The 20,577-nt window shown below is 57.0% G+C and carries 20 protein-coding genes; 9 read left to right on the forward strand and 11 right to left on the reverse strand.

Annotated features, from left to right (window positions below):
* Positions 1 to 44: 44 nt before the first annotated feature.
* From AACZ86_RS10990 to AACZ86_RS11005, 4 genes are read left to right on the forward strand one after another with little or no spacing between them, the layout of a single operon-like run.
* Positions 45 to 1,625, forward strand: a complete 1,581-nt coding sequence (locus tag AACZ86_RS10990) for a lysine--tRNA ligase (protein WP_339692439.1) — start codon at positions 45 to 47, stop codon at positions 1,623 to 1,625.
* Positions 1,622 to 2,110, forward strand: a complete 489-nt coding sequence (locus AACZ86_RS10995; protein ID WP_339692441.1) for a DUF3291 domain-containing protein — start codon at positions 1,622 to 1,624, stop codon at positions 2,108 to 2,110. Before AACZ86_RS10990 ends, AACZ86_RS10995 begins: the two co-directional genes overlap by 4 nt.
* Positions 2,110 to 2,589: an asparaginase domain-containing protein gene (locus AACZ86_RS11000; protein WP_339692443.1), complete on the forward strand. Its 480-nt coding sequence runs from the start codon at positions 2,110 to 2,112 to the stop codon at positions 2,587 to 2,589. The genes AACZ86_RS10995 and AACZ86_RS11000 overlap by 1 nt, the downstream gene beginning before the upstream one ends.
* A gap of 39 nt (positions 2,590 to 2,628) precedes the next feature.
* Positions 2,629 to 3,171, forward strand: coding sequence for a DUF1003 domain-containing protein (locus tag AACZ86_RS11005; RefSeq protein ID WP_339692446.1), 543 nt, complete (start codon positions 2,629 to 2,631; stop codon positions 3,169 to 3,171).
* Between the two features lie 17 nt (positions 3,172 to 3,188).
* Here the strand turns inward: AACZ86_RS11005 and AACZ86_RS11010 are convergent, their stop codons facing one another.
* From AACZ86_RS11010 to AACZ86_RS11040, 7 genes are all read right to left on the reverse strand, one after another.
* A complete protein-coding gene (locus AACZ86_RS11010; RefSeq protein ID WP_339692449.1) occupies positions 3,189 to 4,250 on the reverse strand; it encodes a fatty acid desaturase family protein in 1,062 nt (353 codons plus the stop codon).
* Between the two features lie 175 nt (positions 4,251 to 4,425).
* A complete protein-coding gene (argE, locus tag AACZ86_RS11015) occupies positions 4,426 to 5,583 on the reverse strand; it encodes an acetylornithine deacetylase (RefSeq protein ID WP_339692451.1) in 1,158 nt (385 codons plus the stop codon).
* Between the two features lie 254 nt (positions 5,584 to 5,837).
* Complete coding sequence (locus AACZ86_RS11020; protein WP_339692453.1) at positions 5,838 to 6,374, reverse strand: rhodanese-like domain-containing protein; 537 nt, start codon at positions 6,372 to 6,374, stop codon at positions 5,838 to 5,840.
* Positions 6,375 to 6,452: 78 nt separating this feature from the next.
* Positions 6,453 to 7,415: a hypothetical protein gene (locus AACZ86_RS11025; RefSeq protein WP_339692455.1), complete on the reverse strand. Its 963-nt coding sequence runs from the start codon at positions 7,413 to 7,415 to the stop codon at positions 6,453 to 6,455.
* A 139-nt stretch (positions 7,416 to 7,554) separates the two neighbouring features.
* Positions 7,555 to 9,387, reverse strand: coding sequence for a DUF885 domain-containing protein (locus tag AACZ86_RS11030; protein WP_339692458.1), 1,833 nt, complete (start codon positions 9,385 to 9,387; stop codon positions 7,555 to 7,557).
* Between the two features lie 123 nt (positions 9,388 to 9,510).
* Entirely contained in the window at positions 9,511 to 10,212 is a 702-nt protein-coding gene (locus tag AACZ86_RS11035; protein ID WP_339692461.1) for a 2OG-Fe(II) oxygenase, read from the reverse strand.
* A 10-nt stretch (positions 10,213 to 10,222) separates the two neighbouring features.
* The gene (locus AACZ86_RS11040) at positions 10,223 to 11,503 is read right to left on the reverse strand and encodes an amidohydrolase family protein (protein WP_339692464.1); all 1,281 of its coding nucleotides are present in this window, start codon (positions 11,501 to 11,503) and stop codon (positions 10,223 to 10,225) included.
* A gap of 367 nt (positions 11,504 to 11,870) precedes the next feature.
* On the opposite strand from AACZ86_RS11040, the gene AACZ86_RS11045 reads away from it, so the two are divergent.
* The gene (locus AACZ86_RS11045; RefSeq protein WP_339692466.1) at positions 11,871 to 13,271 is read left to right on the forward strand and encodes a methyl-accepting chemotaxis protein; all 1,401 of its coding nucleotides are present in this window, start codon (positions 11,871 to 11,873) and stop codon (positions 13,269 to 13,271) included.
* 103 nt (positions 13,272 to 13,374) lie between these two features.
* Here the strand turns inward: AACZ86_RS11045 and AACZ86_RS11050 are convergent, their stop codons facing one another.
* The 4 genes from AACZ86_RS11050 to aroQ form a co-directional block, all read right to left on the reverse strand.
* The gene (locus tag AACZ86_RS11050) at positions 13,375 to 14,349 is read right to left on the reverse strand and encodes an RcnB family protein (RefSeq protein WP_339692469.1); all 975 of its coding nucleotides are present in this window, start codon (positions 14,347 to 14,349) and stop codon (positions 13,375 to 13,377) included.
* A gap of 284 nt (positions 14,350 to 14,633) precedes the next feature.
* Positions 14,634 to 15,989, reverse strand: a complete 1,356-nt coding sequence (accC, locus tag AACZ86_RS11055; protein ID WP_339692470.1) for an acetyl-CoA carboxylase biotin carboxylase subunit — start codon at positions 15,987 to 15,989, stop codon at positions 14,634 to 14,636.
* Positions 15,990 to 15,999: 10 nt separating this feature from the next.
* Positions 16,000 to 16,470, reverse strand: coding sequence for an acetyl-CoA carboxylase biotin carboxyl carrier protein (gene accB, locus AACZ86_RS11060; RefSeq protein WP_339692472.1), 471 nt, complete (start codon positions 16,468 to 16,470; stop codon positions 16,000 to 16,002).
* A gap of 20 nt (positions 16,471 to 16,490) precedes the next feature.
* Positions 16,491 to 16,928: a type II 3-dehydroquinate dehydratase gene (gene aroQ, locus AACZ86_RS11065; RefSeq protein ID WP_339692474.1), complete on the reverse strand. Its 438-nt coding sequence runs from the start codon at positions 16,926 to 16,928 to the stop codon at positions 16,491 to 16,493.
* Between the two features lie 99 nt (positions 16,929 to 17,027).
* On the opposite strand from aroQ, the gene thiS reads away from it, so the two are divergent.
* From thiS to AACZ86_RS11085, 4 genes are all read left to right on the forward strand, one after another.
* Positions 17,028 to 18,008, forward strand: coding sequence for a sulfur carrier protein ThiS (thiS, locus tag AACZ86_RS11070; RefSeq protein WP_339692477.1), 981 nt, complete (start codon positions 17,028 to 17,030; stop codon positions 18,006 to 18,008).
* Positions 18,009 to 18,333: 325 nt separating this feature from the next.
* Positions 18,334 to 18,687 (forward strand): UrcA family protein, encoded by a 354-nt coding sequence (locus AACZ86_RS11075; RefSeq protein WP_339692480.1) that lies wholly within the window; start codon positions 18,334 to 18,336, stop codon positions 18,685 to 18,687.
* 238 nt (positions 18,688 to 18,925) lie between these two features.
* The gene (locus AACZ86_RS11080; RefSeq protein WP_339692483.1) at positions 18,926 to 19,216 is read left to right on the forward strand and encodes a DUF1153 domain-containing protein; all 291 of its coding nucleotides are present in this window, start codon (positions 18,926 to 18,928) and stop codon (positions 19,214 to 19,216) included.
* A 77-nt stretch (positions 19,217 to 19,293) separates the two neighbouring features.
* Positions 19,294 to 20,451, forward strand: a complete 1,158-nt coding sequence (locus AACZ86_RS11085; protein WP_339692486.1) for an EAL domain-containing protein — start codon at positions 19,294 to 19,296, stop codon at positions 20,449 to 20,451.
* Positions 20,452 to 20,577 lie beyond the last annotated feature (126 nt).

A 20,577-nucleotide genomic window follows, 5' to 3' on the forward strand; every position in this document is an offset into this window, starting at 1 on the left:
GCTAAGGCTACTATTTGCGCAGCATTGACTGAGAAGGACAAATTGTGACCGATTATCGTGAAGCAGCAGAAAATTCCAAAGCGTGGCCGTTCGAGGAAGCCCGCAAGCTGCTCAAACGCTATCGCGGCGAGCGCGGTGCGCCCGCGCCAAAGCCGGGTGGCGAGCCGATGCTGTTCGAGACCGGCTATGGTCCCTCGGGCCTGCCGCATATCGGTACGTTTAACGAAGTGTTGCGCACGACGATGGTGCGCCATGCGTATGAAACACTGACCGGCAACCCGACCCGTCTGATTGCGTTCAGCGATGACATGGACGGTTTCCGCAAAGTGCCGACCAATGTCCCCAATCAGGATATGCTGGCCGAACATCTGCACAAGCCGCTGACTCAGGTTCCCGATCCGTTCGAAAAGTTCGAGAGTTTTGCCGCACACAACAATGCGATGCTGCGCGATTTCCTCGACCAGTTCGGCTTTGATTATGAATTTATCTCCTCGACCGAGCAATATCAGAGCGGCGCTTTTGACGAGACGCTGAAGCTGGTCCTTGCCCGCAACCAGCAGATATTGGACATCATGCTGCCGACTCTGGGCAAGGAGCGTCAGGCGACATATTCGCCAATACTCCCAATCAGCCCGAAAACCGGCCATGTTTTGCAGGTGCCGGTCGAGATCGTTGATGCCGAAGCCGGGACTGTCCGCTTTGAAGACGATGGCGAGATGATCGAGCATAATATCCTCTCCGGCGGCGCCAAGCTGCAGTGGAAAGTCGACTGGGCGATGCGCTGGACCGCGCTTGGCGTCGACTATGAAATGTATGGCAAGGACCTGACCGACAGCGGTGTGCAGTCGGGCAAGATCGCCAAGGTGCTGGGCGCTCGCAAGCCCGAGGGCCTGATCTACGAGATGTTTCTCGATGAAAAGGGTGAGAAGATTTCCAAGTCCAAAGGCAATGGTCTCAGCCTCGACGACTGGCTGCGCTATGGTTCCGAGACCAGCCTCGCCTATTATATCTTCCGCGAGCCCAAGTCGGCGAAGCAATTGCATCTCGGCGTTATTCCCAAGGCGGTCGACGAATATTTCCAGGCGCGCGCCAACTGGCACGAACAGGATGCCAGCAAGCGGCTCGGCAATGCGGTGCACCATGTCCACAATGGCGATGTGCCGACGGACACGATTCCGGTCACCTTCGGCCTGCTGCTAAACCTTGTCGGTGTGATGGGCGATGCGGATCGCGAACAGATCTGGGGCTATTTGCGGCAATATGCGCCAGATGCCACGCCGGAACGCTATCCCGATCTCGACGAGCTGATCGGCAATGCGATGGCCTATCACAAGGACTTCATCGCCCCGACCCTGCACCGGCGCAAACCGGAAGGGGTCGAAGTGGCGGCGCTGGAGCGGCTGGATAGCGAACTGGGCGCATTGCCCGAGGATGCTGCTGCCGAGGATATCCAGACGATTGTCTATACGATCGGCAAGGAAGGCGGTTTCGACAATCTCCGTGACTGGTTCAAGGCGCTTTACGAGACACTGCTAGGCTCTTCGCAAGGCCCGCGCATGGGTAGCTTCATTGCGCTTTATGGCATATCAAATACCCGCAAACTGATTGCGGAGGCTTTGGCATGAGCGAATATCATCTGGCACAGATCAATATCGCGCGGTTCAAGCGGGCCAAGGACGATCCCGCCAATGCCGATTTCATGGACGCGCTTGATCCGGTCAATGCAGCGGCGGAAGCAGCCCCGGGCTTTGTCTGGCGGTTGACCGGCGAGGGCAATGATGCGGTGGATATTGACGCGGTACCCGGTGACCCCAATCTGGTCGTCAATATGTCGGTATGGGTCGATGTCGATTCGCTCGGCGCCTATGTCTATCGCAACGAACAGCATCTGGTGATCATGCGCCGCCGCAAGGAGTGGATGGAGCATATCGATGTTTATCAGGCGCTCTGGTGGGTGCCGGTTGGCCATGAACCGAGCGTGGCGGAAGGGTTGGCGGCGGTCGACCATCTTGCCGCCCACGGACCGACGGCCAAGGCCTTCACCTTTCGCCAGACCTTTGCTGCGCCGGATGGCACGCCGGCGGTTCCCGTGCTGGACGAATGCGCCTGATGATCGATATTTTCACCACCGGCGGGACGATCGACAAGGTCTATTTCGATGCGTTGTCGGAATATCAGATTGGCGCGACGGCGCTGCCCGATATGCTGCAGGAGAATAATGTCTTTGTCGCGCATCGGGTGACGCAGCTGATGCGCAAGGACAGTCTCGAGCTGACCGACGTGGACCGGGCGGCGATCCATGACGCGGTTGCGGCCAGCGATGCCGACAAGATTCTCGTGACCCACGGCACCGACACGATGGTCGATACGGCGCGGGTGCTGTCCGACATTTCCGGCAAGACGATCGTGCTGACCGGTGCGATGCAGCCGGCGTCGCTGCGGATCAGCGATGCCCAGTTCAACGTCGGCTTTGCCCTCGCCGCGACCCAGACCCTGCCGCACGGTGTCTATATCGCGATGAACGGCGAAGTCTTCGATCCGGCGAAAACGCACAAGGATCGCTCGGCACACAGATTTGTCAGTGAATAGGATTATTTCCGGCATATAGGGAACGACGGGGAGTTTGAGATGGCAAAGCGTACGGTCGAGCAACTCAGCGAGCAACTGCTCGACAAACCTGTGGCAGCCCTGTCCCCGGAGGAGCGTGGGGTTCTCGAAGCGATCGTCTCCCGGCAGATTGTTGCGGATGACGCCGGAAACCTGGCGGACGAGCAAGCCAGTTTCGGCGAACGGCTTTCCGACCGGGTCGCAGCCATTGGCGGTTCTTGGGGCTTCATCATTGCCTTCGCTCTGGTCCTGCTCAGCTGGATGATATTGAACTCGAAAATACTGGGTCGGTTCGATGCGGCTTTTGATCCCTATCCCTTCATCTTTCTCAATCTGATATTGTCGACGCTGGCCGCGATCCAGGCGCCGATCATCATGATGAGCCAGAACCGGGCAGCGAACAAGGACCGGATAGCCGCGGCGCATGACTATGAAGTCAATCTGCGGGCGGAAATCGATATCATCCGCCTGCACGAAAAAATGGATCTGCTGATGCTCGAGAAGATCACCAGCCTTCAATCCGACCTCAACGAGATCAAGGCAGCAGTGAAGCCTGCGGGCTGATTGACCCGCCGATTGGTCTAGGCTGCAACCGGCTGCGTCACCGTCCGCAACACTTCGGCATAGCTGTTGGCGATCGTCATCCGCGGGCCATACCCCTTGGCGATCAGCAGATCATGCGCCTTGGGCAAATTATAGCAAGGCACGCCCATGAACAGATGATGTTCGCTGTGATAGTTGACCCAGTAAGGCGCCAGCGTCATCCGCATCAGCATATTGGCCTTGGTCGTGCGGGCGTGGCTGAACGGGTCATCGCCACCGGTGGTGGTGCAGGCATGTTCGGCGATATTGCGAATCCGCAGGATCAACTGGAAGGTGGTTGCCAGTGCGACGATCCAGATCAGGAAGGGGATGATGCCCAGCGTCGCCAGGCTGACCAGCAGCACCGCCAGCTGGATCAGCAGGAAGCGTCCGACGGTCCGTGTGGTGTGCTTTGCACCCTCCAGATCGATCACCGGCGCGGCGACGCCTGCGGCGCCGTTGCGGTTGAGCGGGGTACCCGCCGATGTGTCGCGCTTGGCCGGTGGACTGGCATCACTTGCACCCGACAGCATTGCTTTCAGGCCTTTCCATGCGACCGCGAACTGGTTGCTGCGTTGCTTGAGAAATGTCTGTCCGGTCAGGTCGCGGGTGATCTTGCGCCGCAGACTGGCCCGGCTGGTCGGGAAAGCCGCTGACAGACCGAGATCGGGATCTTCGCTCTGCTGGGTGTAGCGGTGATGGGTCAGATGATAGGCGCGATAGCTGTGCAGATCGCTGCCGGTTGCCGATCCGGTCAGCCACTGGCCAAGGAAATTGTTGGTCTTGCGTTTGGGGTGGAGCAGGCCGTGCGCGCCTTCGTGCATCAGGATCGACAGGCCGAGCTGCCGCCCGCCGATCAGCAAGATGGCGAAGGGGGTCGCGAGGAGACCGGCGAGCCAGTGCCATTGCCACAACAAAGCCGTGCCACCGGTGACCAGCGCCACCATCAGCCAGGCATGGACAGTCAGCCACAGGCCGTGCCAGCGCGAAACGCGCGTTAGAGCTGCCCATTCCTCGCGGGCGAATATTTCATTGGGTTTGGCAGCTTTTACAGCGGGCATAATGCAATCCTTCTTCACCCAATATACCTGTTTTCTGCGGATTTTACAAATGTCGGCGATGCCGTAGCGTTATCCCGAAGTGCGGGCATTGCGTACGTCCCGAGCCCGTCGAAGGACCGGTCTGCGCGCACTCGTCCTTCGACAGGCTCAGGACGAACGGACCATTATTGCCGCACTAGGCCAGCGCCTGTGCCAGCCTGACCATGAAATCCGCGCCCCGCTCAAATTGCTCGACTGCCAGATATTCATTCGGCTGGTGCGCCTGCTCGATCGATCCGGGACCACAGATCACGGTGGCAAAGCCGACCTGCTGGAATTGTCCCGCCTCGGCGGCATAAGAGACAACGTCCGAAGGGCCATTGTCGCCGGTCAGACTGCGGACAAAATCTGCCGCCTCCTGCGAACCGGCCGGCGCCATTGGCGGGGCGTTGGACAGGCGGGTGATGGTGACACCCGCTTCGGGGAAGGCGCGGCGCAACTCGCCATCAAGCGCCGCGACCTTTGCCTTGAACGGCGCGAGCACGACCTCCGGTTCGATATCGGGCGGGCAGCGCAGATCGAAGACAAAATGCGCGCGGCGGGCAAGGATATTGGGCGCGGTGCCCCCCTGCATCTTGCCGATGGTCAGCGTCGCGTGGGGCGGGATGAAAGGAGAGGCGGGGTCGGCATTCTCCCACAGGCTGCGTGCCAGTTCGGCCAGATCGTGCATCAGTTCGATCGCCACCATATTGGCAGACAGGCCGAGATGGGTGAGGCTGCTATGGGCTTCGTGGCCGAGCACCTCGACCTCGTGGACGGTGATCCCCTTGTGGCCGGTGATCACCTTCATCATCGTCGGCTCGCCGATAATTGCCAGCGCCGGTTTTGGCAGTTTCGCCGCCATCTCCTCGATCATCGCCGGCGCGCCGAGACAGCCGATCTCTTCGTCATAGCTGAACGCCAGATGCACCGGTTTCGCGCCGTCTTTGAACAGCGGCACAGCGGCCAGGGCCAGCGCGATAAACCCCTTCATGTCGCAGGTCCCGCGCCCGTGGAGCAGACCATTGCGCTCGGTCACCGTCCACGGATCACTGAGCCAATCCTGTCCGTCGACCGGCACAACATCGCTATGACCCGAAAGAATGATCCCGCCTTCGATAGCGGGGCCGACAGATGCATAGAGATTGGCCTTGCTGGCATCGGCGTTGACTACGCGCGTCGATGCGACGCCATGTCCGGTCAGATAATCTTCGACCCAGGCGATCAGATCAAGATTGCTGTTCCGCGACGTGGTGTCGAAGGCGATCAGCCTGGCGAGAATATCGCGGGCGGCGGGTAGGAGAGCGCTGGTCATGGGGTATGAGCTTTACAAACTTTACAGTGTTAAAAGAAAAAAACGGTCTGGCCCCAAAATGGTCAGAATTTGCGGGTTCTTGGGTGATATTTTGCGGTCGGTCATATCGGACGACTATCATAATAAGCGCGATGTAGGACAGTATTATCTCGGTAGAGCTTTCTCCGGTGAAGGAGAAGGATACGTCGCCTTATCGCGACTGTGACTAGCTACGTCTACGCAGATAAGCTGCCAAGTCTTCGCACCCTTCTCCCTCACGGGAGAAGGGGGTCGCGTAGCTGATCATCAGCCACCCATTGTACCATCGGATCATAGAGATCGACGATCGCGCCGAGCTCGTAGATATTGCGATAGCCATAGCCGTAGAGATTAATGAAGGTCGGGATGTTGAGCGCGAGCGGTGCGCGTTTGGTCATGATCGGACGGATATTATTGCTGAAATTATTGTTGCAATAGATCAATATTTCCCGGTCGAGATTGTCGCCGATCACGGCCCGCAATTTGCTGTCGGTAAAGTCGGAAAAGGGAAGGTTGATCGCGCCCGCCATATGACCTTCGGCAAAGGCAGCGGCGGAGCGCGTGTCGAGAATCAGCGTGCCAGACTTTGCCGCTCGCTGGCGGAATTCGGCTAGATCAATGAGCCGCTCCGCCCTGACCGTGGCAACTTCATTGCTCAGGTCGAGAAAGCCGGGATAGTCAATCTGCGGCGCGCTATCGGGGGTGGCCTGCAGCGGTGAAAACGACAAGGCCGTTGCTCCACCCAAGGCCAGCATCAATCCGGAATATCGCATGTCGGGGGCTCCTCAAAAGAAGAGAACTATCCGTCAAATATTTTGAACCGGCGCTGAACCCGACAGCGAGCCCGCAATCTAGTGACGCGTTCCGGCCAACTCGTCGGCGATAAAATCGAGGAGTTCGCTTTCCAGCGGATCAAGATTCTGGTCGGCGTGAATTTTCCCGTGCAACCAGCTATCCTCTACAATGGTCAGCTTGCGCGCCTGTTCAACTGCATCGATGTGACCGCATTCAGCATTTTTCTTGCCAAAAATATCTGTGTTGAAGGTTTTTTTGAACGTGGCACCGATGTCGGAATCTTTCATCCGGCCAAAGAAACCGCGGACACTTGCTTCATTGTCGTCCATGAAGCTTTCGAGACGCGCGGCCTCTGTGCGAGAAAGCATGTCATATTCGCCATAGGCCATCAGATAATTGCCAACCAGCTGCACGAACAATTTCGGCCAGTCTTTGCTATTCTCGCTGTTCAGTGTCGCGTCCTTGATCCGGAACAGCATATCGGCTTCGTTGCGGCTGATCCGGCCGGGGCCGTCAGAGCCGGCAGCGTAGCAGACGCGGCGCAATATCTTTACTTCGCTGTCGCTGATCGATCCGGGTTGCAGGGCTCCGCCATCTCGGGTCGGACCTTTGCCGGTCAGAACGGCGCCTTCGATCTGTTTGAGCACATAATCCTGTAGCTGCTCCGGTGTTCCGGTGGCCCGTTCCATCGTGCGGACGAGCAGTTCCAGTTCTGCTGCGGATTCTATTTTGCCGTCATGGTCGATCTTCTGCATCAGCCATCCGGCATTATCATCGCTGACATAGCCTTTGGGTTCGGTCTGGTTGACGACATATTCGGTTATTGTCGCGACGAAAAACTCGAGCCATTCCTCGCTCGGATGGCTGCCAAGATTATTGATCTGGAAAAGGAGATCGGCTTCATCGGAACTGACAATGCCGTCCGGCCAAATCTCCTGGCGCAGCGCCATGACGTCTGCCGCGCTAATCGCCTGTTTGGCTTTGATTTCCCCGATTAGTCCCGACATATCCATTTTCATCGCATTCACCCCGCTAGTTCGGGAATGCGATTAGCCGGAAATGCTTAAAATGCGGTTAGTGCGGTCGGGTTTAGCGATCAGGCCGGTATGAAGGCAATTCTTGCTTCATACCGGCTTTGATCAATTTGAAACGGCCGGATCAGGCCTGCGACTTGATCCAGTCGCGGATCTTGCTTTCCAGCACGGTCATCGGCAGCGCGCCGGTGTTGAGCACCTGGTCGTGGAATTCGCGCGGGTCGAACTTGTCGCCGAGCGCGTCTTGGGCTTCTTTCTTCAGCCGCTGGATGGTCAGCGCGCCGATCTTGTAGGCCAGGGCCTGGGTCGGGATCGCGATATAACGTTCGACTTCGGCGGTAGCATCGGTTTCACCCATGCTGCTGTTGTCGAGCATATACTGAATAGCCTTTTCACGGCTCCAGCCCTTGCTGTGCAGGCCGGTATCGACGACCAGCCGCATCGCGCGGAGCATCTCGTCGTCGAGATGGCCGAAGCGCTGGTAAGGGTCATCATAAAGCTCCATCGGGAAGCCGAGCTTCTCAGCATAAAGCGCCCAGCCTTCGACGAAGGCGGTGTTGCCGCCAAAGCGCATGAAATTGGGCAGATCGGCATTTTCCTGAGCCAGCGAAATCTGGAAATGGTGGCCCGGTGCACCTTCGTGCAGATAGAGCGTGGTAATGCCCGAAGTGCTGCGTGAGGGCAGGTCATAGGCGTTGAAATAGAAGACGCCGGGACGCGATCCGTCGGGCGTGCCGCTCTGATAGGAACCGCCCGCCTGGAATTTCTCGATCGATTCGTCATAGGGACGAATTTCCAGCGGCGATTTTGGCAGAACCTTGAATTGCTCGCCAATCCTGGCATCGACCATCTTGCCCATGTCATAATATGCCTGGGTCAGCGCTTCGCGGGATTCCGGGTGGAACTGTTCATCGGTCCGCAGGAATTCGAAAAATTCGGGGAGGGTGCCGTCGAAACCGACCTCGGCCTTGATCTCTTCCATCTCGGTCTTGATCCGCGTGACTTCGCTGAGACCCAGATTGTGAACATAATCGGCCTTGAGCGGCAGAGTAGTCGTGTTCTCGATCATATTCTCATAGAGGATCGCTCCGCCCTTCATCTGCGACAGGCCGACTTCGGTGCGGGCGACGGGCAGATATTCGTTTTTCAGGAAATCATGCATGCGCTGATTGCCAGCGAAAATATCCTTGGTAGCGGCGGCATATTCCTTGGTCAGGCGGGCCTTGTCGGCATCGCTGAAATCGTCGGGGAAATTCTTGGTCGGCGCCATGAACGGGCTGTCTTCAAGGCCCAGGCCATTTTGCGTGGCGAGCTGCTCGATCACGTTGGTGATCGTCAATTTGGTTTCGAGTACGCCGCTTTCCATGCCTTCGCGGAAACGTTCGATCGATCGGTCGCCGATGACAATATATTGTTTGTGACGTTTGAGATTGTCCTCGTAATTTTTCACTGTCTTGAACGGCGCGCCGCCTTTGCCGGAAGCAAAATTGGGATAGAATGTGTGAAAACCGCTGAAATGATTGACCGGGCGGACGATGGTCAGGGACAATATCTCGTCGGAATAGCCTTTGAGCGCCTGCTCCTTGTCGCGTTTGAACACGTCATAGGCGATTTTGTCGGTGGCGCTTAGTTTGCTGCGGTCCAGCTTCAGCAAAGCCGCCAGTTCGGCTGTCTCGGCCGCCTTCTCACCGGCAAAATATTCGTCGGAAATATAATCACCAAGCTGGTCGGCATAGCGTTCGTCGCCGCGGAACAGGGCGCCGATCGGATTGCGTTTCAGGTTTTCCTCGTCGCTCTTGGCGAACAGCGCCTTCAGCTTTTCGCCTTCGGTCATCTCCGCTGCTTCGTGATGTTCCATCGCTGCTGCGCTGGTTGCTGCAAGCGGCTGGGCTGCAGCAACGCCACTGAAGGCGAGCAGGCTGGTGCCGACGAGAAGGGCGAGAGGTTTCTTGATCATATTCGGTTCCTATCCAAAACTGTTATGTCCAGCTAACACGCTAAAGTTACACTCGCAACGATTTCACCGGTCAATCAATGTCGTTGGTCGAAACCCGTCGTCTGTTGATCGGCAAGCCGGTTTTTACGGGACCCAGGCTTTCTGCCACTGATTGAGCCGGAACCATTTGGTGATGATATATTTGGTGCCCTCTTCCACCGGCGTTCCGGCGTGCAGCGTATCGATATTGGGCGTGCCGTCGAGGCGCATATTATTCCATATCAGCAACATGCCGCGACGCGGTTCGACCTGATATTGCAGCTGCGGGAAAGCGGTCGCGCCACCCTTCTCCGGCTCGTTGAGATAGGCCATCGCGGTCCAGGTGCGCTGGCCACCATTAGGACCTTCATATTGCCAGTATTTTTCGCTCTTGTGGAAATAGTCGTGATGGTCCTTGAACTGCTGTCCCACTTGATAGCGCTGGCCCTGCAGGACTTCGCTATGGGTCTGCGGCAGGCCCATCAGGTCGCAAATCGACTGGTCGATACGGCGGATGTCGGGATTGGCCGGGTCGACATTGCAGCTATAGCTGGTGCGATAGCCTTCGCGTTCGGTGCCTTCGTAAAGCGTCGAGGGTTGGCTATCGCTGTCGATCATGTCGATCAGCAGGTCGCAATCGGAGTCGCTGATAAAATTCTGGCAGACATAGAGCTGAACATAGGGGCTCTCCAGCCACTGGACCCGGGGATGGGCGTTGAGTGTCTCGGTCACCCGGCGGCCCAGCGCGGCTATCCGCTTTGGGCTGGAATAAAGTTCGATCTGCTTTTTCGTAAAGACCCGGGCCATGCTCGGCAGCCTAGTCGATGATGCGGCCGCGGACCATCACCCAGTCGATCTTTTCCAGCACCCGGACATCGTCCAGCGGGTTGCCGTCAAAAGCGATCAGATCGGCGGAATAGCCAACCGCGATGCGGCCGATTTCATTTTCCATATCGAGCGCCTTGGCAGCCGATGTGGTCGCGCTGGCCACAGCCTCGCGCGGGGTCAGGCCGGCATCGACCATCAGCTGCAGTTCCTCGGCGTTGCGGCCATGTTCAAAGACGCCGGCATCGGTACCGAATACGATCGGTACGCCCAGCCTTTTGGCGGACGCAACCGCCTTGCCGATGGTGTTGAGCGTCATCCGGATTTTCTCTTCGACCACCGGCGTGTAAATGCCCTTGCCAAGGCCTTCGCTGACGCCCTTGAACGCCATTAATGTCGGGACCATCGCGGTGCCATTGGCTTTCATGACCTTGAGCGCAGCCTCGTCGGCGAACGTGCCATGTTCGATCGTATCGATACCGGCGCGAGAGGCCGCCTCGATACCGCGCGCACCATGGGCGTGGGCCATGACTTTCAGGCCGAGCGAATGGGCGGTCGTGGCGATCGACTGCATTTCTTCATTGGTAAATTGTGCTTCCAGTCCGCGACCCTGCTGGGAAAGCACGCCGCCGGTCGCGGTGATCTTGATGATATCGGAACCGGCCCGGCTGGCCTTGCGTACTTTTTCCGCGCATTGGACGGCGCCGGTGCAGGCATAGCCGCTGGTCAGCAGCGCGTTGACGTCTTCGGTGAAGCCCGACACGTCGCCATGGCCGCCGACGATCGCCAGGGCTGGCCCGGCGGCGATGATGCGTGGTCCGGGAATGACCCCATCGGCGGTGCCGCGGCGGAGCGAGAAGGCGCTATATTGCGAGGATCCGGCTTCGCGTACCGTGGTGAAACCCGCTTTGGCCGTGACCAGTGCGTTTTTGGCACCGACAACGACGCCCCATTCCGCCGGTTCGGTGGTTTCTCGCCAGAAATCGCCACCCGGATCACCGGTCAGATGAACGTGCAGGTCGATCAGGCCGGGCATCACGGTCTTGTCGGAGAGGTCGATGACTTCTGCCGCAGCGTTGGGAGCAGAATCAGGGCCGATCCGGATTTCGGCAATCTTGCCTTCGCGGACGAAGATCGTGGCCGGACCGGTTGGCTGAGCGGCTGCATCGGTCAGCAGACTGCCTACGCGAATGATCTGCTCTTGCGCGAACGCGCTGCCCGAAATTGTGATCGTTACAAAAGCGGCAATAGCCAAACCAAGCGCACGTCTCATGATATTTCTCTCCAACGTTATAAGGCCTTATTGCGGAGCGCTTTTGCAAGTTGCAACAAGAAAGGAAATTGTCCTGACGGGGATTTTTGCCTTCAGAGGACGGAGGCAGATAAAATCCGTTCGATTGATCGTTTTCTGCGGGAAAAATAAAATCAAACCTAGGTGGGTTGCCGACGCCAATTTTATCCCCAAAAATGGCGATATTTCAGCCGCTAGCCTCTGACAGGAGCTGCTATTTTTTGACCGGTTTGACCGATCGTGTGTCGCCGACAGCAATAGTCGCATTTACAGTTAATAGATCGCTAACTTGATTGGGTTAGGGCTGTGAATTGTCGCCCTTACTATCAATAGGAAATTGATCCCCGTTATGAAGCATGAGAAGTTTGATATCACCGATCCGACACTGATTGATGCTGTGGTCCGTTCGTGCGGGGAAGTCACCGTTGGCTGCGCCGATGTAGGCGGTCTGGTCGAGGAAGTGATGGCGAATGCGGATGAAATGCGCGAGCGCCGGGAAGTGTTGCAGGATGTGATCGCGAAATTGGCTGATGACCAGAAACGCGTCACGGATTCCACCAACGAAGCACGAATGCTGTCGAAGCGTGCGAAGGATGATCTGCACGAAAGCACCCACGTTATCCGGATGTCGATGCAGGAATTCGGTGATCTGACCGGTCTGGTAGTCGCACTTGCCGAGCATATTACCGGATTTGCCGGCGCGATGGATCAAGTGCGCAGGGTTTCCCAGAATATTGACAGAATTGCCAATACCACCAGCATTCTCGCGCTAAATGCCGCGATTGAAGCGCATCGCGCCGGGGCTGCCGGCGCCACATTTGCGGTCGTTGCAGCAGAGGTCAAGCAACTGGCTTTCAATACACGGGAAGCGACCGATGAGATATCGGCCACGGTCAACTCGTTGGGCGTCGAAGCCGAAACTCTGGTCGAGAAAATCGAAAAAGGGGTCAGCAAGAGCAATGATGCCCAGCGAAACTTTCAAAAAATAGACGATACGGTCAACCGGATTTCTGATCTGGTATGGCAGGTTGATGAGCAGAATAGCGATATCGCCAAAAACACCGGCCTGATCCACAATAAGGTGCAACAGGTGCAAGATGTTCTCGATCATTTTTCGGAAAGCGCGGACAAGAATAATATCACTTTGGAAGCGGCGAAAGACAAGGTGGGTGACCTTGAGACCATGTCTAAAGTCATGTTTGACCAGCTGGTCCAGAGCGGTTTTGCGACGGAGGATCGAAAATTTGTCGATCTGGCGATTACCGGCAAGGATGAACTGGTCGCTACAGTTGAAGAGGCTTTGGCCAGCGGAGAGCTGACCAGGGACCAGCTGTTCGACCGGGAATATCGCGAGATACCGGGCTCCAATCCCACCCGATATGATAACAAGTTCAATGTCTTTGCTGACGCGAAGGTTCAGCCCATCCTGGATAAATACCGGCACATGGATGCAATTATCAGCTGCGGCGCGACGAACATTGACGGCTATCTGCCAACCCATGTCAGCGAACGTTCGCGAGAACCCAATGGTGATCCGGCGCATGATGACAAATATTGCCGCAACCGACGTATATTCCTGGACGAGATGACCAAACGCGCGATTGAACAAAAAGACCGGCCATTCAGCGTCTCGGTATACCGGTTCATTCGGACCGCCGACGATAAATCAAGCGCGGGCAAACAGGTCTTCGTTCCGCTCTGGTTTGGCGGCGAATATTGGGGCAATTTCGAGCTGCTGTATCTGGACTAGTCCGCTGGATCTCATGCCGCAGATTGCCGGAAGTCAGGCTTGCCGCCAAACAAAAAAGACCCGCCACCTTCAGGTAGCGGGTCTTTCGATCAATCATTCTGTCTTACCAGAAGAAGTCGTAAATCACGTCGACGACTTCGCCGGTATAGGTGTCGACCAGCAGGACATCGTCATAATAGCGGATCCAGCGGGTGCCGGCATAAGCGGCTGGCAGGCGGTAGCGCCATGGGTCGTTGATCCAGTAGCGTGATCCGTAATAGGCTGACCCAAGATAGACCCCGATGCTCCACCGGTTGTAGCTGTGCGACCGATAGGGTGAATAATAGCGGCCGAGCCGGTAATAGCTGCGGTTTGCCTGGCGGTAACGTTGCCAGTCGTAGCGCTGGTTACTGCGCCAGTTGCGGTTCCAGTTGCGACTGTTCCGCGCGGACTTGCGATTATCGCGATAGCGCCGGTCGATTTTGCCATCGCGGTTGCTGTCGACCCGCCGGTCGACGCGATTATTGTTGTTGCGGTCATAGCGGCGGTCAATCTGGCCGTCGCGGTTGCGATCATAGCGCCGGTCAACCCGGCCATCCTGGTTGCTGTCGCCGCGGCGAGCCGCGCGTTGTTGCGTGACTTGTCGGCTCTGCGTTACATTCCGGTTGCTATTGCGCTGCTGTGTGGCCTGTTGATTGCGCCGGGTGGCGAGATTGACATTGCTATTCGATCTATCCTGACGCGCGCTGCGTTGAACGGCATTGCGATCGACACGATCCGCTCGGCGGTTCTGCCGGGTTTCGTCGCGAGCACTGCGGGTTTGCGGGGTTACCTGCGCCTGTCCACGATTGTTGCGACTCTCGGCCCGCTGCGCCTGACGCTGGCCACTACCGCGATTGCTGCTCCGGTCCCCGCGGTTACTGCTGCGATTGGCACGGCGTTCACTACGACCATCGCGCTGCAGGGCAGCTGCGCTGGTCAGGCCAAGCTGATCCAGTCCCGGTGCGCTATTGAGACTGGGTGCAATTTCGGCTGCGGATGCGGCGGGGGGCGTCAACATCGTGGCCGCCATCAGACCGGTGAAGAAAAATATACGCATGGCTTACTCCTGTTGCTGGCGACTCCATTTGCCGCATCTGTGCAACAGGTGATAGGTTATTAACCCTGTCAGACTCCTGAACTGACTTGTTATGTTCAGGAAAGGTGGAAGTTATCTGAACGCAGCTGTTCGGATAACTTCCACCCCGGACTTAATCCGGGGTCCATCTCGGGCAGGTACAAGCACGAGCGATATTGGTTTTTTTGGCGAGTCCAGCGGTTGATCACAGCCATTGCAGTTGAGGAGCGTGCTCGAGATGGACCCCCGCCTTCGCGGGGGCAGCGCTAATCCTTCAGATTATCCTTTTCCAGCCACTCTTCCAGCCATTTGATCGTATATTCGCCGGACTGGAATTCCTTGTCGTGGACAAGTTTCTGGTGGAGCGGGATGGTGGTCTGGACGCCTTCGATGACCATCTCGTCCAGCGCCCGTGCCAGCCGCATCATGCAGCCGTCGCGGGTGCGGCCATAGACGATCAGCTTGGCAATCATGCTGTCATAATAAGGCGGGATCGAATAGCCGGCATAGAGCCCGCTATCCACGCGCACATGCATGCCACCGGGCGCATGGTAGCTGGTGACCTTGCCGGGCGATGGCGCCCAGGTCTTCGGATTTTCGGCGTTGATCCGGCATTCGATGGCATGGCCGCTGAATACCAGGTCTTCCTGTTTGACCGACAGATCGCGGCCGTCGGCTATGCGGATCTGCTCGCGGACCAGATCGAAACCGGTGATCATTTCGGTGACCGGATGCTCGACCTGCAGGCGCGTGTTCATCTCGATGAAGTAAAATTCATCATTCTCGTAGAGAAATTCGATCGTTCCGGCGCCGCGATATTGCATGCCCTTCATCGCGTCGACGCAGACCTTGCCCATTTTTTCGCGCTGCTCGGCGCTGATCACCGGCGAAGGCGCTTCTTCGAGCACTTTCTGGTGCCGGCGCTGCAGCGAACAGTCCCGCTCGCCGAGATGAATGGCATTGCCGCGACCGTCGCCGAACACCTGGAATTCGATATGGCGCGGATCGCCGAGATATTTCTCGATATAGACGGTGGCGTCACCAAAGGCTGCCTTGGCTTCGGTACCCGCCTGTTTCATCTGGGTTTCGAGCTCGGCTTCGCTGTTGACCACTTTCATGCCGCGACCGCCGCCGCCGGAAGCCGCCTTGATGATGACCGGATAGCCGACTTTTTTGGCAACCTGCTTGGCTTCGGCAATTTCGCTGACCGCGCCGTCGGAGCCGGGGACCAGAGGAATGCCGAGATCGCCAGCGGTTTTCTTGGCCGCGACCTTGTCGCCCATGATTTTGATATGTTCCGGCTTGGGGCCGATCCACTTGATTCCGTGCGCTTCGACGACTTCGGCAAAATGCGCGTTTTCGGAAAGGAAACCATAGCCGGGATGAATCGCATCCGCGCCGCTGATTTCGGCGGCAGAGATGATCGCCGGGATCGACAGATAGCTGTCTGCTGCCGGTGGGGGTCCAATGCAGACCGCCTGATCGGCGAGCCGCACATGCATCGCGTCTGAATCGGCGGTGCTGTGTACGGCAACGGTTTCGATGCCCAGCTCTTTGGCCGCGCGCAATATCCGCAGAGCAATTTCCCCGCGATTGGCAATCAGGATTTTTTCAATGGTCACGCTGTCAGCCTCAAGCGATCACGACCAGAGGCTGGTCAAATTCTATCGGCTGGCCGTTTTCGACCAGAATGGCTTTCACCGTGCCGGATGTTTCGGCAGTGATCGGGTTCATCACCTTCATCGCTTCAACGATCAGCAATGTATCGCCAACCGCAACCTTGTCGCCGACGCTGATGAAATTGGGTGAGCCTGGTTCGGCGGCGAGATAGGCGGTGCCGACCATCGGTGATTTTTGTGCGCCGGCGTGATCGTCGACCGGAGCGGCTGGCGCTGCTGCGGCAGGGGCTGCTGCTGCGGGGGCAGGTGCAGCGGCGACGGGCGCGGAAATATATGTTCCACCACCGCGCGCGACCTTGATCTTGCGGTCACCGTCTTCGACTTCAATCTCGGTCAGTCCCGCTTTTTCGAGAATGGCAGCGAGATCACGGACCAGCTTGATATCTACGTTCATGCCTTCACCCGTTTCTTTTTTTGCAGACATATTTTGTCCCTATATTATATTTAAAACTTGCTTGCGGCGTCCAGCGCCAGTTGATAGCCAAAAGTACCAAAGCCGCAAATGCTTCCTTTTGCAACCGGTGCAATGAAACTCTTGTGGCGATATTCCTCGCGCGCGGCGGGATTTGAAATATGTACCTCGATAACCGGCGTGTTGATTGCCTTGATCGCGTCGAACAGGGCGAGCGACGTATGGGTCAGTGCTCCAGCGTTCAGGATCACCGCATGCGCGCCTTCCGCGGAGGCTTCGTGCAACCAGTCGATCAGATGGCCTTCATGGTTGCTCTGGCGAATGTCGACGTCGAAGCCGAGCGTCTGGGCATGGTCTTCAATCTGTCCGGCAATCTCGTCGAGCGTTGCCGAACCGTAAATTTCGGGTTCGCGCATGCCCAGCAGGTTGAGATTGGGTCCGTTCAATACGAAGATGGTCTTGGCCGCCAAGATATTGCTCCTTCCCAAAGGCTTTTGGTTGCGACTGGAGCGACCTCTTTATATGGCTCGTTTTTGAAAAGCGAGATCAAAGACATGAAAGTTACCGATATGGCTGAAATTCAGATCAAGTTGAACGGCGATGACCACAAGATTGCGGCTGGCGGCTCGATCGCCGATCTGGTGCGGTCACTCGAACTTGATCCGGCCAAGGTCGCTGTCGAGCGCAATCGCCTGATCGTGACGCGCTCTACCCTTGAAGATGTCATGGTCGAGCAGGGCGATGAACTGGAAATCGTCCATTTCGTCGGTGGCGGCTCCGGTGACGACAGCTGGACCGTGGCAGGTCGGACTTTCAAATCGCGACTGATCGTCGGCACTGGCAAATACAAGGACTTTGCAGAAAACGCGGCAGCCGTCGAAGCGTCGGGTGCGGAGATTGTCACGGTCGCCGTGCGCCGCGTCAATGTTACCGATCGCAACCAGCCGGTGCTGATGGACTTTATCGATCCGAAGAAAATTACCTATCTGCCGAACACCGCCGGCTGCTTTAATGCCGAAGACGCGATCCGCACCTTGCGGCTGGCGCGCGAGGCTGGCGGCTGGGATCTGGTCAAGCTGGAGGTGCTTGGCGAGGCAAAGACATTATATCCCAATATGCGCGAAACGCTCGAGGCGACCGAGGTGCTGGCCAAGGAAGGTTTCAAACCGATGGTCTATTGTGTCGATGATCCGATCGGAGCGAAGCAGCTGGAAGACGCAGGCGCGGTGGCGATCATGCCGCTGGGTGCACCGATCGGGTCCGGGCTTGGTATCCAGAACCGGGTGACTATCCGGCTGATCGTCGAGGGCGCCAATGTGCCGGTGCTGGTCGACGCTGGTGTCGGGACCGCGAGCGATGCGGCGGTGGCTATGGAGCTGGGCTGCGACGGCGTTCTGATGAATACCGCCATTGCCGAAGCCAGGGAGCCCGTCCGTATGGCAAGGGCGATGAAGCTCGCCGTCGAGGCAGGGCGGGAGGCTTATCTTTCGGGACGGATGGGCCGCCGGATGTATGCCGACCCTTCGAGTCCGCTCTCCGGACTGATTTAGTGCCTTAATACGGCATGATTCGGTGCCATCTGTAACCACTTGATTCGTAACAAAAGTTACCTGTCGGTACATTTGTCGATCAACGATTGTCGTTGGTCGAAGCCGACTGCCGTTGGCCGAACATTCTGGCGGTTTATCGAAGTCCGGATGCTCGTCCCGGATCGTTCCCCTATCCAAGATGGTGAGGCGGGAGCATGACCCTACGTCTCTCCAGACAGTCCGACCCCGGTCCAATGGATATTTCGCTCCTGACCTCACCCCTAGCGGGTAGTGCCGGTCCCCCTTTTTCCGGCATCGCCCTGAACAAGTTTTGAGGAGAGAGAAAATGTCGAATATTATCTTTACCAAGTCCCTTTGTGCCGCTGCCGCAATTGCTGTCACCGCAGCCGGATTTTCGGTCAGTGCCAGTGCCCAGAACCGGACCGTGCGTTCGGTTGAGGTCAGCTATGCCGATCTTGATTTGGCCAGCGAAGATGGCCAGTCTACCCTGCAAGGTCGCCTGAAAGGGGCTGTCCGTAAGGTTTGTGGAAGCTATGATGCGAGAAACCTGACGGAAGTGCAGGATCACGGCATCTGCATGGATCAGGCCAATGCCTCGGCCCAGCGCGCCAGTGTGACGATCATGGCGGCGGCCAAATCAGACAAGCCCGCCGAAACCGCGATGCTAATCAGCAACTAGAGAAAAACCCCAAGAGCCGCGGTTCCCCAACAAGCGGCCGCACTTTGGCCAAACCAACCTTTAAAAGCCTCGGCGTCCCTTACGCCGGGGTTTCTTTTTTATCTGTTAACCAGAACCAAAAACCCAATCTTAATTGGTGGATCTTTATAGATGTGGAACTGTAACGGGGGCGCTTATCAGGTGCTCCGATACATTTGCACGATGAGACAGCGCAAGACCCCATATTTTTGGAGGTTCTATGGAAGTTCATCGGCACACAAAACCAGTGCAAGTTATCGGTCCTTTCGGTGAATCTTTACGCCTCGCCGATTTGCCGGAAAGTAATACAACCAGATGGGTAATCCGGCGGAAAGCCGAAGTGGTGGCTGCGGTCAATGGTGGATTGCTAAGCCTCGAAGAGGCCTGCGCCCGCTATGATCTTTCGCTGGAAGAATTCTGCTCATGGCAAGAAGCCATCGACAAGTCTGGTTTGCCAGGTTTGCGGGTAAGCCATCTGTCGAAATATCGTACTGAAAATCGGGTAAGCTAGGAGCAGACGGACTATAACCGGGTCATACCCTATGGACGGCCCGCCTGCAGACCTTCACTGATCGAAAGCCTCACATCATGTCAAATAAACGGGTTCTTGTCGTTGACGAGGAGAGCGCCTTCACGCGACTTTTGCAAGATGACCTTGAACAACGCGCAATATCGGTGGCTTGTGTTTATTCTCCTGGAGACGAGAATGGAGCTGTGGCCTTTGCTCCGAACGCGGTTGTCATTGACAAGGATATACTCGCCAATACGTCCGCCGACCTTATCCAGGCATTCGACAAGATTTCGCACAAATTGCCGCTGGTCCTGATGACTGGAGCAGACGCGAAACTGACCCACGACAGCTCGGATCCGGTGCAGGGGGGCAACGCGCAAATTGTTGCTACAATACCCAAGCCGTTCGAACCCAATGTGCTCGCTGAGCTGATCGACCAACATGCGGAAGCCAGTCAAAAAACCATATTGGACTCAGAATATATATCCGCCCTGATTGCCAGCAACCGGTTGCTCGACAATCTAGTCGTCGAATTTCAGTCAAAGCACGCGCTCACCGACGGGCGGGTCGTGGGTTATGAAGCCTTGTCGCGGCTGAAGACGAGACGGGCGATCAGTCCGGCGACGATTTTTTCAGCAGCAACCGAAATAAATCTCGAAATAGCGGCGACGTTGAATGTCATCGATCATATGATGAAGCTCGCACGCTCGTTAAAGGGGCGGGGGAAAAGCGTGCCGGTATCATTCAACTGCAGCGCGATATTGCTGACCCGGCGTGATTTCGTCGACGCGCTTTGCAGCCGGTTGCAAAGGCACGGGAATTTGCGCGGGTCGGTGATGATGGAGATTACCGAAGAGAATCGGGTCGCCAATATCAAGGTCGTTGCCGAAATCTGTCACATGCTGTCGCGATATGGACTGAAAGTGTCGATTGACGATTATGGTACGGGCTATAGCAATATCGACCGGATTGCCGCCATTCCCTTTGCCGAGTTGAAACTGGACAAGGAAATTTTCTGGGCTTTTTGTGACGGTCGTTTGCCGATCACGATCATCGAATCGATCATCGATTTTTGTCATATGCGGGGAGCCACGACAGTGGTCGAGGGTATTGAAACACCCTTTCATCTGGGAAAAGCGCGGCTGCTTGGCGCGGATCAGGGCCAGGGCTTTTACTGGGGACACGCGATTCCACCGCAATATCTGGTTAGGGACTGGTGCGGATCGCCGGTCTGATATCCCGGGATTATTCGAGTCCGGAAACGGCCGCTGCTGCTCCTGCTGATCGAAGTTTAACGGATTCGCTTATCGGACAGATTTGCATTACGCTATGGATCGGAAGAGCAGCTTGAGGACATTGTC

Origin of the sequence: uncultured Parasphingorhabdus sp. (genome assembly GCF_963975735.1) — a bacterium.
In the GTDB taxonomy this organism is placed as follows: domain Bacteria; phylum Pseudomonadota; class Alphaproteobacteria; order Sphingomonadales; family Sphingomonadaceae; genus Parasphingorhabdus.